This window comes from Micromonospora lacuserhaii, assembly GCF_036902735.1.
Lineage (GTDB): Bacteria > Actinomycetota > Actinomycetes > Mycobacteriales > Micromonosporaceae > Micromonospora.
Window position 1 is genome coordinate 69,638 of the sequence record NZ_JBAKHO010000016.1, and the last position, 13,251, is coordinate 82,888.

Consider the following 13,251-nt stretch of genomic DNA (forward strand, 5'->3'; position numbering starts at 1 on the left):
GACGATCATGCGCTGGCTGGCGACCCCGTTCCGACGCGCGGGTACCCGGGGGCGTGCCGCGACCAGGGCGCCTGCATCTCGAACTGGCCGGCGACGCCGAGCAGCAGCAGCTCCGAGCCGGGCGGGCCGATCAGCTGGGCGGCGACCGGCAGTCCGTCCGGGCGCCGGCCGACCGGCACCACGATGGACGGCAGGCCGGCGATGTTCCACGGCGCGGCGTACGGGGCGTACCGGATGTTCGCCTTCATGTTGGCCAGCCAGGACCGGCCCGACCAGGCGGCGGCCTCCGGGGGCGGGCCGGCCAGCGCCGGGGTGAGCAGCAGGTCGATCGAGTGGTCGGTGAAGAAGCCGATCGAGCGGTCCCGCCAGGCGGCCCGGTCGGCCTCCCGGACGTACCCCCGGCGCTGCGCCCACTCGCCGAGCGCGACGTGCCGACGGCTGCGACGCTGGAGCTGGCGCGGCGCGATGCCCGCCGCCCGGACGTCGGCGGCCGCGGCCGCGAACCAGGTGGCGATGCCCTGGAGGCCGAGGGCGGTCGGGTAGACCGGGTCGGCGGGGACGGTGTCGTGGCCGGCGGCGGCGAGCAGCCGGCCGGCGGCGGCCACCGCGTCCCGGTTCGAGGCGTCCGGCGAGACGCCGCGCACCGGGGAGCGCAGCGAGACGCCCACCCGCAGCCGGGCCGGCGGGACCAATTTCTCCTGCCGGCGGCCGGCGAGCACCTGGAAGCCGACCGCGGCGTCGGCGACGGTGGTGGTCAGCATGCCGTGCTCGGTGAGGCCGAACCAGTCCTCCGCGCCGAGCTGGCAGGGCACCACGCCGCGGCCGGGCTTGAGCCCGACCAGGCCGCAGCAGGCCGCCGGGATGCGGATCGAGCCGAGACCGTCGTTGCCGTGCGCGATCGGCACCAGCCCGGCGGCCACCGCGGCGGCCGCGCCGCCGGAGGATCCACCAGGGGTACGCCGCAGGTCCCACGGGTTGCGGGTCACCGCGGAGTCGTCGTCGGTGAGCGCCCAGAGGCCGAGCTCCGGCATCCGGGTCACCCCCAGGATCACCGCGCCGGCGCCCCGCAGCCGCCGGACCACCTCGTGGTCGGCCTCCGCGACGCCGGTACGCACCGCCGCCGACCCGTTCCAGGTGGGCAGGCCGGCGACGGGGGTGTTCTCCTTGACCGCGACGGGGACGCCGGCCAACGGCAGGTTGGCCAGCTCCTCCTGCTCGTCGACCTTCTCCGCCTCGGTGATCGCCTCCCCGCCGCGTACCGCGCGGAACGCGGCGAGGTCGGCGTCGACCCGGGCGATGTGGTCCAGGTGGTCGGCGACGACCTGGGTGGCCGAGACGTCGCCCCGGCGTACGCCCCGGGCGATCTGCTTGGCGGTCGCCCCCACCCAGGTCGGCATGATGTCCTGCACGGCCACCCCTCCCCAGCCTGCGGTCAGCCCAGCGCCTGCTCCAGATCAGCGAGCAGGTCGTCGACCGTCTCGATGCCGACAGACAGTCGCACGAGATCGCCGGGAACTTCAAGCGGCGAGCCGGCAGCACTTGCGTGTGTCATCCGACCCGGGTGCTCGATCAGGGACTCCACGCCGCCGAGCGACTCGGCGAGCACGAAGAGCTTGGCCTGGTTGCAGATCTCCACGGCGTGCTCCTCGCCGCCCGACGCGCGGAACGAGATCATGCCGCCGAACCGGCGCATCTGCTTGGCGGCCACCTCGTGCCCCGGGTGCGACGGCAGGCCCGGGTAGATCACCTGGGCGACCTTGGTGTGCCCGTCCAGGTAGGCGGCGATCCGCTCGGCGTTGTCGCAGTGCCGGTCCATTCGTACCCCGAGGGTCTTGATGCCGCGCAGGGTGAGCCAGGCGTCGAACGGGCCGTTGATCGCGCCCATCGCGTTCTGGTGGTAGCGCAGCTCGTCGCCGAGGCCGGCGTCGGCGGCGATCAGCGCGCCACCGACCACGTCGGAGTGCCCGCCGACGTACTTGGTGGTCGAGTGGACCACCACGTCCGCGCCGTGCGCGATGGGCTGCTGGAGGTACGGCGAGGCGAAGGTGTTGTCGACCGCCAGCAGCGCGCCGGCGTCGTGGGCGACGGCGGCCAGGGTGGCGATGTCGGCGATGCCGAGCAGCGGGTTGGTGGGCGTCTCCACCCAGACGATCTTCGTGGTGCCGGGGCGGATCGCGGCCCGGACGGCGTCGACGTCCGAGACCTTCGCCGGGGTGTAGTCCAGCCCCCAACGCTCGGCGACCCGGGCGAAGAGCCGGTACGTGCCGCCGTACGCGTCGTCCGGGATCACCACGTGGTCACCCGGCTTGCAGACGGTGCGCAGCAGGGTGTCCTCGGCGGCCAGGCCGCTGGCGAAGGCGAGCCCGACCGGCCCACCCTCCAGCGCGGCCAGGCACTCCTGGAGGGCGTCCCGGGTGGGGTTGCCGGATCGGCTGTACTCGTAGCCCTGCCGGGGCGCGCCGACGGCGTCCTGGGCGTAGGTGCTGGTCTGGTAGATCGGTGGGATCACCGCGCCGGTCCGGGCCTCCGGGTCCTGGCCGGCGTGGATGGCGAGCGTCTCGAAGCCGTGACTCATTCCGCAGACGTTAGTCCGCCGGCCCACCGCCTCGGGCGGAAGGTGCCAGGACGGGCCCCCGGTCAACGCCTGCGGTAGTGCAGGGGCCCCTGGTCGACACCTCGGCACCGAGCGAGCCCGGGGTCCCGGCCATACGCTGCCGGGATGAGCGGGTGCGTGTTCTGCGGGATCGTGGCGGGCGAGGTGCCGGCGTTCACCGTCGCCGACGAGGCGGACGGGGTGGCGTTCCTGGACACCCGGCCGGTCTTCAAGGGGCACGTCCTCGTCGTGCCCCGCACCCACCTGATCACCCTGAGCGACCTGCTGGCCGACGCGTTGCCGGGCTACTTCGCCCTGGTCCAGCGGCTCGCGCTGGCGGTGGAGGCCGGTCTGGGGTCCGGTGGAACGTTCGTGGCGATGAACAACAAGGTGTCCCAGTCCGTACCGCACCTGCACACCCACGTGGTGCCCCGCACGAAGGGCGACGGCCTGCGCGGCTTCTTCTGGCCGCGGACCCGCTACCGGGACGACGCCGAGGCCCAGGATTACGCCGACCGGATCGCCGCCGCCCTCGCCGGGCCGTGACCATCCCCCACCGGACGTGGCGATCCAGGAGGGAGGCCGGCGACGACCAGGGGCCGCCGCCGACCTCCCATGGGATGGAGGGGTGAGCCGTTACCGGGGCCAGCGGTCGCGGTACCAGGCGAAGGTGCGCCGCACCCCCTCCTCCAGCGACACCACCGGCTCGTAGCCGGTGAGCGCCCGAAGCTGCGACAGGTCCGGGCAGCGCCGGGCCACCGCCCCCGGCGGGGCCGGAACCGGTGCGAGCTTCGGGTCGAACTCGGCGACCCGGAGCACCAGCTTGGCCAGGTCGCCGATGTTGGTCTCCTCCGCGTCGTTGCCGATGTGCACGACCCGCCCGGCGGCGACCGGGGTGTCCATGAGCCGCAGCATCGCCTCCACCGCGTCGTCGACGTGGCAGAACGCCCGGGTCTGGTCCATGCCGTAGACCCGGTAGGGGTCCTCCCCCCGCAGGGCGCGCAGGGACAGTTCGGGAATGACGTGGTCGGCACCCATCCGCGGCCCGTAGACGTTGTGGAAGCGACCGACCACGGCCGGGAGACCCGTCGCCCGGGCGGTGTGCAGGACGGCGGCCTCCCCCAGCAGCTTGCTGATCGCGTAGCTGAACCGGGGTGCCGTCGGGTCGGCCACCACCACCGGTACGTCCTCGGCCGTCGGCACCGGCACCAGACCGAGATCGACACCACCGGCGTACACCTCGCTGGTCGAGGCGAAGAAGAGCTTCTCCTCCGGGCTGATCCAGTCGAGCAGGTGCAGCGCCGCGAGGGTGTTGACGCGGACCACCCGGGCCGGGTCGGACTCCACGTTGCGGACCCCGACGACCGCGGCGAGCAGGTAGATCTGGTCCCAGCCGTGCGGCAGGGCCGCCCAGGTGGCCGGGTCGGTCAGGTCGCCGGATCGGATCTCCACGCCCGGGGCGGCGCGCAACGCGGCGAGGTCGGCGTCGTCGCGTCCCCGCGAGAAGTCGTCGACGATGGTCACCGCGTGCCCGTCGGCGGTCAGTCGGCGGGCCAGGTGCAGGCCGATGAAGCCGGCCCCGCCCAGCAGCAGCGCCCTCACGCGATCACCTGCTTCGCGTCGTAGCCGAGCCCGGCGTAGTGAACGCCCGCCGCCGTGACGGCCGCCTCGTCGAGGATCCGCCAGGAGTCGTAGATGAGCTTCGGGCCGCCCGCGCCGAGCACCGCGTCGACCTGGATCGCCCGGTAGTCCGGGTGGTCGTTGATCACCAGGACCGCGTCGGCCTCGCTGAACGCCTTGTCGAGGCTGATCGGCTCACCGCCGTACCGCCGGATCACCTCGGGGGTCACCATCGGATCGTGGCCGAGGACGGTGATCCCGGCGGCGCGGAAGACCGGCATCATGGTCGCGATCGGGGTCCCGCGCATGTCGTCGGTGGGCGGCCAGCCCTTGTAGGCCCACCCGAGCACGGCGAGTCGCGCGCCCTCGCTGCTCCCCCGCTGCTCCCGGATCATCTCGACCAGCCGCTCGGCCACGTGAACCGGCAGGTACTCGTTGAGTTCGCGAGCCCGGCCGACCAGGAACGGCTCCCGCTCCGGCGAGCTGTTGATCATGATGTATGGATCCTTGGACAGGCAGCCGCCACCGACGTACCCCGGCTTCGCGAGGTCCGGACGCGGATAGTCCAGGTTCGCCGCCCGGATGACCTCCAGCGGGTCGAGCCCGTGCCGCTCCGCCATGAGGGCGATCTCGTTGCCGAAGGCGTAGATCAGGTCGGTGTGGCAGTTGTTGGAGAGCTTCACCAGCTCGGCCGCCTCCAGGCTGGAGACGGGGACCAGTTGGGCGGCGAGGCCCCCGAAGAACTCCAGGCCCGCCCGCAGGCTCTCGTCGTCCAGGCCGCCGACCACCTGCGGCAGCTCGACCAGCTCGCGCAGGGCCTGACCCTGGATGGTCCGCTCGGGAGCCATCACCAGGCGGGCCCGACCCCAGGCGGCGAGCAGTGCGGGCAGCACCACCGCGCGGCTGGTGCCCACCGGTACGGTGCTCCGCACCACGACCAGGGTGTCCGGTCCGCACCACTCGGCCACCCCCGCGGCGGCCGAGGCGAGATTGCGCAGGTCGGGCAGCTGGGTCTGCTCGTCCACCGGCGTCGACACGCAGATCACGGCGACGTCCACGGTGTCCGCCGGCAAGCGGGTGTCGACGAAGACGGAACGGCCGCAGTGCTCGGCGAAGGTCTCCTCGACCCCGGGCTCGTAGATGTGCGGCCGGCCGTTCGACAGCGACTCGACCACGGACGGCGCGACGTCGGCACCGTGCACGGTGAAGCCCTTTCGGGCCAGGGCCGCGGTCAGGGTCAGGCCGACGTAGCCCATCCCCACCACTCCGATTGTCATGGGCACTCGTGCTCTCCTATCGGTTCGTTGACTTCGGTGCTCTGCGGTCAGCGGCAGGGCGGGCTGATGCGGTCGAGTTCCCGGGGGCCCACGTAGCCCCCGAACTCCTCCTGCCGGTACCGGGCGCAGGCGGCCCGGACGTTTTCGGCACGGCTGGCGTAGTCCACGGCGAGGACGACCTTGCCCGCGTCGCGCAGCGCTCGCGCGTTGCCGAGGTTCTCCTCGCAGTAACTCTCCGTGCACTGCCGGTCGGGTGATCGGTAGAAGAGGTCCTCCATGCCGATCCCGTCGATCGCCTCGGTGTAACCGTCGTACTCACGCAGCTCCGGGGAGTTCTGCGGGAACACCAGCAGGCCCGGCCGCTGCGACCTGGCGTACCGGCTGATCCGGACGATCAGGTCGACCATGGCCCGGGCCAGGTCGGCGCGGGTGCGACCTGGCGTCAGGGAAAGCTCCAGCTCCTCGTAGGCCAGCGGCGTGTCCAGGTAGATCCCGTCGAAGCCGGCCCGTACGGCCTGGTCGATCCGGGGTCGGACGGCCAGGTCCCACCACCGCTGGTCCCAGTAGCGGACGAAGAACTCGTCCGGCCAGTCCGACCACCGGTTGAGGATCAGGTCGCCCTGCTGCCGGACCGCCGGGTACTCCGGCCGGAACTGCTCGATGCTGCCGATCTCGAAGTAGGCCAGCACGACCTTCCCCGACGACCGCAGCGCCTCGATCTCCTCCCGTCCGAAGTAGTCGCCGTGGGCGTCCCGAGCCAGGTCGATCACGACGAGTTGCTGGGGGGCCCGGGCCAGCGCGTCGAGCCGGCCCCCCGGGTAGCCCTGCAACTGGTAGGCCCAGTCGCTGACCGGCCGGCCGAGGGTGGGCCGGGGCGCGGACGGATGCGGCCGGTCGTCTCCGGTGCACCCCCCTGCGGCCACCGCGAGCCCGACCACCAGCGCCGCCGCCACGAGGCGCCGCCGGCATCCGGACCCTGGACGGCTCACCGGCCGTCCCCACCGGCCCACACCGCCTTCACCGACTCCGCGAGCTCGTGCACCGGCACCCAGGCCAGCAGCCGCGCCGCCCGCGAGTTGTCACCCTGCATCCAGGAGACCGCGGCCGAGCGGGCGGGGGCCACGGACTCCTCACGGATCTGGCCCGCGAATCCGGCCGCCTCGGCGAGCAGTTCCACCACCCGCCGGGTGGGGACGGCCCGGCCGCCGGCGAGGTTGACCACCCGGGAGTCGAGGTGGGGTGCGAACGCGGCGGCCACGACGCCCGCCGCAACGTCCCGCACGTCGACGAAGTCCCGGTACGCCGACAGCGGTCCCATCGAGATCTCGCCGGAGCCGGAGCCGGTGCGCTGAGCCTGCCGGATGAGCGCCGCCGCCCGACCGAGCACCGTGTCCTCGTGCAGGCCGGGCCCGATCGGGTTGAACACCCGCAGGGTCACCCCGTCGACCCGACCGGCCGCGCTGGCCAGCTCCACCAGCGCGGTGGCGGCCAGGTGGCTCAGGCCGTACTCGCTGACCGGCCGGGCCGGGTCGTCCTCGCGCACCGCGTGCCCGGGCGGCACCGGGCCGTACTCGCCGGCCGAGCCGAGCCGGACGAACCGGATCGCCGGGTCGACCGCCGCGATGGCGTCGGTCAACTTCGCGGTCACCAAGGTGTTCGCCGCGATCAGCTCGTGGCCGGTGCCGGAGAGCGAGCCGGTGCAGTTCACCACGACATCCGGGTTGGCCGCCCGCAGCACCGCGACCAGGTCGTCCACCCGGCCGCGGACCAGGTCGCACTCGACGCGGCCCGGCGTGGTCAGCCCGCTGACCCTCGGATCCTGCTCAAACTGTCGGCACACCTGACGGCCGATGAAGCCGGAACCGCCGAACACCACCACCCGGGTCATACCGTCTCCACCTCCTTCTGCCGCAGCAGCACGGGCTTGAGCTGCTCGAAAGTGCGGTTGACCTCGTCGTAGTCCTCCGGGTGACCAATGTCCACCCAGTAGCCCTCGAAGTCGTAGCTCGCCGGCGGCTCAGCGCGTTCGATCAGGTCCAGCACGAGCTGGTCGAAGCCGTAGGAAAGGCCCAACGGGTACGGAGCCAGGGTGCGCCGGGACATCCCGTACACCCCCATGCTGACCCGGTAGTGGAACGTCGGTTTCTCGGTGAAGCCGACGACGTGGCGGTCGCGTACGTCGAGGACGCCGAATTCGATCGGTACGGTGCGGACCGCGGTGGCCACCGTCAGCGGCGCGTCCGACAGGACGTGGGTGTGTAGCAGATCCGCGAAGTCGAGGTCGGTGAGCACGTCCCCGTTCATCACGACGAAGTGCTCGGGAAGCCGGTCACGGAGCGCGAACAGCGGTCCCACCGTGGACAGTGGGGCCGTCTCCTCGGCGTAGTCGATCTGGAGACCCCAGGCCGACCCGTCGCCGACGAACGCCTTGATCAGCGGGCCGAGGTGGTTGATCGCCAGCGTGGCGTGGCTGAACCCGCACACCGACAACTGGTGCAGCACCACCTCCAGCACCGCGTGGTTGTCGCCGATGGGCACCAGTGGTTTGGGCAACGCCGTCGTGTAGGGGCGAAGTCGGACGCCCTTCCCGCCGGCCAGGATCACCGCATGCATCTGTCCATGCCTCCCGTACTTGTCACTACCGGTATCGCCATGCCTGGCCGAGGACCCCGACCAGTGCGGCGATGAGGATTGCCTGAAGCAGGACGGCGCTGCCGAGAAGACCGGCTGCGTCGACCAACGGGTCGGGCGCGCCCCGACCGACCAGCAGCACGCTCAGGTGCGCCACGAGGGCGGCACCGAGTGCCGCGTTGAGTCGGCCGAATCCGCGGTGGCCGGCGAGGATGAAGGCCACGAAGTACGCGCCGGCGACGGCGACGTGCGCGGCGATCAGCACGGCTCCCGCCGTACTGAGCCGACCGGACTGCCGCAGGGCGGCGAGCAGTGGCAGCGCCAGCACGGCCACCGCGGTCGTGACCAGCCCCAGCTCGATCGCCAGCCGGGTCCACACCCGGGTGGCGAACCGGCGCGGAGAATGTGCCTGGCGCAACAGCGCCCGGGCCCGTTCGTGGAATCGGCGGGCCCGCCACTCCACCAGCCCCATCCCGAGGATGAGCGGCGCCGCGGCCACCGCGAGGTCGAACGGGCCGGACAGGTACCGCGCATCGGCGTGCAGCAGGTACGCCGCCGAGAGCGCGGCGTAGAGCAGGACGGCGCAGAGCTGCGACAGCTCCGGCCGGGCGGCGCGGTGCAGGGGCGGGTCCGCGACCGGCCCGGTGGACCTCGGGTACCAGGCGGGGAGATCCGGTCGGGCGGTCCACGAGAGCGCCAACGCGAACGCGAGAGCCACCGACCCGACGCTGATGGCGACCGCCACCGTGGCATCCGGTCGCCCGGTCAGCAGGTACCCGCCGCCGGCCGCGGCGGCGGGCGCCATCGCGGCGAGCAGCCAGCCCTCCTGCCGATAGAAGAGAGCGGCGGTCGCGGCCACCTGGTACGCCGACAGCCCGGCCGCCAGCAGCACCGAGGGCAGGTCAGCCTCGGTGCCGCCGGGCAGGGCGGTGGCGGCGGCCGCGACCGCCGGGCCGAGCAGCGCCGACCGGCGGAGCAATCGCGCTGCAGGGCGGGACAGGCCCCGGCCCACCAGGCGATACCCCAACCAGGCGGTTCCGCCCGACCAGACCCAGCCGACCGCCCCGGCGGTCAGCAGTCCTCGCACCCCGGACCGCTGGTCGAGCAACGCCAGCACCGCCGGGAGTAGTACGCCGGGCATCATGTACAGCAGGCCGTGCGAGAGGTCCCGGGCGGCGCGGCCCGGGTCTCCCGACGCGAAGTGGGGCACCCGCGGTGGCCGGATCTCCGGGGCCAGCCGGCGGAACACCTCCTCGGCCAGCACGAAGACGTCCGGGTAGCCGTAGTCGTCCCGGGCGGAGCGGTCGGTGAGCCCATCGGACTCCAGGGCCGCGGCAACCTGCATCGCGTCGACCGGCCGCCCGAGCCGGGGGGCCGTCCGCTCGACCAGGCCGACGACCGGGTCGTCGACGACCCGGGGCGACTCCAGCGTCGGAGCGTCGGCCATACCGGTCATACCGCTGCCACCGGCCCACTGGGTCGGAACGCCGCCGCCGACTCGTCCACGAGGTTCCGGTAGATCCGCCGGTACGCGTCGATGGACTGGTCGAGGGTGAAGTGCGCCAGGACCCGGTCCCGCGCCGCCGCACCCAGCCGGGCTCGCAGCGACGCGTCCCGGAGCAGCCGTACGCAGGCCGCCGCCACCGCCGCGGAGTCGCGCGGCGGCACCACGTACCCGGCGTCACCGACCGCCTCGGCCACCCCGCCGACGTTCGTGCAGACGACCGGACGGCCACAGGCCATCGCCTCGACCACCGCGTACGGGAAGCCCTCGGAGATGCTGGTCAGCGCCACGACCTGCCCCTGGTGGTAGGCGTCCACCGAACTGTGCACCCGCCCCTCCAGCACGGCGTCGCCGGTGAGCCCCAGGTCGGCGATGAGCTTCTGGCAGCTGTCGCGGTAGTCGGCGTTCCCCGCCGGCGCGTCCCCGAAGATGCGCAGGCGCGCCCCGGGCACCTCGGCCCGGACGACCGCGAACGCGCGGATCAGCGTGTGCAGGTCCTTGATCGGGTCGATCCGGCCCAGGTAGACGAGGGCCGGCTCGGTCGGCTCGGCCTTCGGCGCCGGGAACTCGTCGGGGTCGACGCCGTTGTAGACGGTCCAGGTCCGTTCGGGGTCCGCGCCGTTGCGCAGCTGCCAGCGCCGGTTGTACCCGCCGTGCGGGGCCAGCGCGTCCACGACGAGGTACGCGGCCCGGGCGAGCTGGCGGTGGAAGCCGAGGACGAGCACCTTGACCGGGTACGAATCGTCGGATCCGAGCAGGTCCAGGTAGCGCTCACGCAGGTACATGCCGTGTTCCGACATGACCACGGGGGTGTCGTACCGCCACTTGGCGGTCATCCCGACCAGCATGCAGAGCCCGTTCATGGACGAGTGCACGAGGTCGGCCCGGACCGGCTCGACGGAGAGCGGTCGCAGCATGTGCTCGATCAGCGCGAGCGCGGTGACACAGTCGGCGAGGGTGATCTCCGGTTCGTCCGGCCGCAGGCCGCCCCACGCATCCAGGGTCATGCTGAACGCGGTGTTCGAGTTGAGCGCGTCGGTGAGATCCCCGCCGTCGGCGGCGTACTCGTGCAGCAGGCGCAGCGCGTGGAGGAAGCGGGTCCGGCTGAACTCCTTCCGCCCGGGTTCCGGATCATCGGGTCGCAGGATGGCGCCCAGCAGCGCCACGAACCCCTCGCGGAACCGGCGCCCGGGCCGCCGCGCACCGCGGCGGTCGGGTCGCTCCCCCCACAACGGGATGGTGCTCAACCGGGCGAGATTGTCCGGCGCATCCCACCGGGGCCGTTCGCTGCCGTCGACGGTGAGCGCCACCATCTCCCACTCGTGCTCGGGCAGGCCCCGGATGAGCTGGTCACACCACATGCTCACGCCGCCCACGGCGAACGGGTAGGTCCCTTCGGAGACCAGCGCCACTCTCATGGCAGCAGGCTCGCGGCGATCACCGACGGCTCGCCGGCCCGCAGCGCGACCGGCGTCGAGACCTCGCTGCCGTAGGTGGTGGAGTCGCCGTTACGCACTCCGCTGACCGTGACGGTGCCGGCCTGGGGCGAGCTGACGGTGACGGTGTTGTCGGCGCGGTCGAGGACGGCGTCCACCCCGGCCGCCAGCTCGGCGAAGTGGCCGTTACGGCTGACCGCGTACCGGGCCAGCGCCGGCCAGTCGAGGTTGCGCACCGGGACGGCGTAGTACGAGCTGTACTTGCCGAGCAGGCTGTCGAGCCAGTCGGTGAGCAGCGTCCGACCGTTGCCGTAGTCGCGCAGGTTGGCGATGTGGAAGGTGTGGGTGTAGAGCGAGCCGCTGCTCAGGTGGCCCAGCGCCACGTCGGTCTCGGCCGAGACCACCTGGTCGTAGGTGAGGTTCGTCGGCCAGTACGGGAACTTGCCGTTCGGCCCGTAGAAGGAGTTGTAGAAGGCGGTCTCCTCCGCTGGCGCCGTGCAGTGGTACGCGATGTTCGTCGGCCAGTCCGGCACCACCGTGAGGCTGGTGTCCAGCGGGTGGGCGATGCCGCAGTTGAAGCACGCCGGCTGGTGGCTGGGGAAGGACATGTTGCCGTGCAGGTACTTCACCCCGAGGTCGCGCGCCGCCCGCAGCAGCTCCGGGTTGGACGCGGTCAGGCCGAAGTCGGTCGGCGGGTCGGTGTCGTTGTTCGGGTCGGGGTTGTAGACGCCCAGGCCGGAGTATTCACCGGTCTTGAGCACGCTGCCGTCGACCGGCAGCCCGAGCCGCCCGGCGGCGGACAGGTTGTCGGCGATCTCCGCGCGGCTGGTGGCGTAGTCGGTGAAGTTCATCTCCGGGTGGGTCAGCGTGTGGTTGATCCACCGGAACTCCTTCGCCAGGCACTTGGTGGTGGCGGTGAGCTTCCGGATCCCGCCCTGCGGGCTGCAGGAGCTGCCCGCGTTCAGGTTCGCGTCTCCGCCGTTGTACGCCATGCCCAGGGTCAGGCCGCTGGCCAGCGGATACTTCTGACGCAGCGCCTGCTGGCGGAGGTAGGTGTTGTAGGCGTCGTGCGCCGACATCTGGTAGCCGGGGTCGGACTCGATGTGACCGTCGGGGTAGTAGTGGTCGGCCGAGTTGAACCAGTCGTCGACGTCGACGTTGAGATGGTGCCGCTGCTCGCCGAGGAACAGTCCTCGGCTGGCCCACCGGAACAGCCCGTACACCAGCAGGTTCGACTGGAGCAGGTACTGGTTGGAGGTGAAGGTCAGCATCAGCCGTTCCCGGCCGTCGGCGGACGGGCTGAGCACGCCGATGGTGTCGCTGCCGGCGGCGAGCACCGGGGTGGCCGTGCAGTCGGTGCGCACCGCGGTGCGGTACACGTACGACTCGACGACCGGGACCCGGGCGGTGGACTTGAGGTAGTCGAAGACCCCCGCGCCGGCGGTGGTCAGGGTGGCGTTCAGCGGGGTGCCGCCCACCGCGCCCTCGCTCACGCCGCTCAGGCAGTAGTCCTCGGGCCACGTCCCGTAGCTGCCGTACAGGACCGCCTGGCGCACCGAGTAGTCCCGCTCGTACGCCCACAGCAGGTTCCACTCGGTGGCGTCGAGGCCGCTGACGTACCCGCCGTTCTCCGAGTAGAGCAGACCACTGTCGGTCAGCAGGACGGCGTCATAGCGACCGACGCCGTCCGGGCGCACCAGGGTCTCCGTGGTCAGCGGCGTCGTACGGGTCAGCAGCACGTCGTAGGCCGCGCCGACCCGGTCGAGCGTCGACTTCCAGGTGGGCAGGCCGAAGTCGTTGTCGTCGACCGCGACGACGAGCGCGCGCAGGCCCACCTTGGTGTTCGCCCCGGCGCTCAGGGTGGACGCGGTGGTGTCGGCGGCACTCGGGGCGGAGAGCGTCGACAGGTCACCCTGACGCAGGGGTACCGACCCACCCTTGCGGGGTAGCGGCCGCGGCGCGTCCAGCGTCGGCGGCGCCGCCACCGGCGCGAGCCCCACGACCGCGGGTGGCACCGGGGCGGACGGGCGCGCGGCGGCCGTTCCCGGACCGGCGAGCGTCATGCTCGTGACCATCATCGCCACGCATGCCGCGACCGTTCGGACCGTTGCGGTTCTTGCCATAGCCGACCTCCAGTCGGAGAAAAAGGACAGGGTTGTTCGGCAGCTTGGAGAGCTGCTGCGTCAGGAA

Annotated in this window: 11 protein-coding genes; 1 reads left to right on the forward strand and 10 read right to left on the reverse strand. The window is 72.4% G+C overall.

Annotated features, from left to right (window positions below):
• Positions 1-5: 5 nt before the first annotated feature.
• Both V6U81_RS13720 and V6U81_RS13725 read right to left on the reverse strand, forming a co-directional pair.
• Positions 6-1,415, reverse strand: a complete 1,410-nt coding sequence (locus V6U81_RS13720) for an amidase (protein WP_334488955.1) — start codon at positions 1,413-1,415, stop codon at positions 6-8.
• A gap of 17 nt (positions 1,416-1,432) precedes the next feature.
• Positions 1,433-2,575, reverse strand: coding sequence for a cystathionine gamma-synthase (locus tag V6U81_RS13725; RefSeq protein ID WP_334488958.1), 1,143 nt, complete (start codon positions 2,573-2,575; stop codon positions 1,433-1,435).
• Positions 2,576-2,719: 144 nt separating this feature from the next.
• Between V6U81_RS13725 and V6U81_RS13730 the strand changes: the two genes are divergently transcribed.
• Positions 2,720-3,139 carry an HIT family protein gene (locus V6U81_RS13730; protein ID WP_334488962.1) on the forward strand — a complete coding sequence of 140 codons (420 nt, stop codon included), beginning with the start codon at positions 2,720-2,722 and terminating at the stop codon, positions 3,137-3,139.
• A gap of 90 nt (positions 3,140-3,229) precedes the next feature.
• Here V6U81_RS13730 and V6U81_RS13735 read toward each other — a convergent pair whose 3' ends face one another.
• From V6U81_RS13735 to V6U81_RS13770, 8 genes are read right to left on the reverse strand one after another with little or no spacing between them, the layout of a single operon-like run.
• Positions 3,230-4,195: an NAD-dependent epimerase/dehydratase family protein gene (locus V6U81_RS13735; RefSeq protein WP_334488965.1), complete on the reverse strand. Its 966-nt coding sequence runs from the start codon at positions 4,193-4,195 to the stop codon at positions 3,230-3,232.
• Complete coding sequence (locus tag V6U81_RS13740; RefSeq protein WP_334488968.1) at positions 4,192-5,490, reverse strand: nucleotide sugar dehydrogenase; 1,299 nt, start codon at positions 5,488-5,490, stop codon at positions 4,192-4,194. Before V6U81_RS13740 ends, V6U81_RS13735 begins: the two co-directional genes overlap by 4 nt.
• A 47-nt stretch (positions 5,491-5,537) precedes the next feature.
• Positions 5,538-6,479, reverse strand: a complete 942-nt coding sequence (locus V6U81_RS13745) for a glycoside hydrolase family 191 protein (RefSeq protein ID WP_334488971.1) — start codon at positions 6,477-6,479, stop codon at positions 5,538-5,540.
• Positions 6,476-7,378, reverse strand: a complete 903-nt coding sequence (locus tag V6U81_RS13750; protein ID WP_334488974.1) for an NAD-dependent epimerase/dehydratase family protein — start codon at positions 7,376-7,378, stop codon at positions 6,476-6,478. The genes V6U81_RS13745 and V6U81_RS13750 overlap by 4 nt, the downstream gene beginning before the upstream one ends.
• Positions 7,375-8,103, reverse strand: a complete 729-nt coding sequence (locus V6U81_RS13755) for a nucleotidyltransferase family protein (RefSeq protein WP_334488978.1) — start codon at positions 8,101-8,103, stop codon at positions 7,375-7,377. Before V6U81_RS13755 ends, V6U81_RS13750 begins: the two co-directional genes overlap by 4 nt.
• A gap of 25 nt (positions 8,104-8,128) precedes the next feature.
• Positions 8,129-9,568, reverse strand: coding sequence for a hypothetical protein (locus V6U81_RS13760; RefSeq protein WP_334488981.1), 1,440 nt, complete (start codon positions 9,566-9,568; stop codon positions 8,129-8,131).
• Between the two features lie 5 nt (positions 9,569-9,573).
• Complete coding sequence (gene pelF, locus V6U81_RS13765; RefSeq protein WP_334488985.1) at positions 9,574-11,043, reverse strand: GT4 family glycosyltransferase PelF; 1,470 nt, start codon at positions 11,041-11,043, stop codon at positions 9,574-9,576.
• Positions 11,040-13,124, reverse strand: coding sequence for an Agd3-related carbohydrate-binding protein (locus V6U81_RS13770; RefSeq protein WP_334488987.1), 2,085 nt, complete (start codon positions 13,122-13,124; stop codon positions 11,040-11,042). Before V6U81_RS13770 ends, pelF begins: the two co-directional genes overlap by 4 nt.
• Between the last annotated feature and the right edge of the window lie 127 nt (positions 13,125-13,251).

Excerpts from the sequence above, each read along its gene's own strand:
- V6U81_RS13725 (WP_334488958.1), bottom strand. The coding sequence starts at position 2,575 with ATGAGTCACGGCTTCGAGACGCTCGCCATCCACGCCGGCCAGGACCCG.
- V6U81_RS13730 (WP_334488962.1), top strand. The coding sequence starts at position 2,720 with ATGAGCGGGTGCGTGTTCTGCGGGATCGTGGCGGGCGAGGTGCCGGCG.
- V6U81_RS13740 (WP_334488968.1), bottom strand. The coding sequence starts at position 5,490 with ATGACAATCGGAGTGGTGGGGATGGGCTACGTCGGCCTGACCCTGACC.
- V6U81_RS13750 (WP_334488974.1), bottom strand. The coding sequence starts at position 7,378 with ATGACCCGGGTGGTGGTGTTCGGCGGTTCCGGCTTCATCGGCCGTCAG.
- V6U81_RS13755 (WP_334488978.1), bottom strand. The coding sequence starts at position 8,103 with ATGCATGCGGTGATCCTGGCCGGCGGGAAGGGCGTCCGACTTCGCCCC.
- V6U81_RS13760 (WP_334488981.1), bottom strand. The coding sequence starts at position 9,568 with ATGGCCGACGCTCCGACGCTGGAGTCGCCCCGGGTCGTCGACGACCCG.
- pelF (WP_334488985.1), bottom strand. The coding sequence starts at position 11,043 with ATGAGAGTGGCGCTGGTCTCCGAAGGGACCTACCCGTTCGCCGTGGGC.
- V6U81_RS13770 (WP_334488987.1), bottom strand. The coding sequence starts at position 13,124 with ATGACGCTCGCCGGTCCGGGAACGGCCGCCGCGCGCCCGTCCGCCCCG.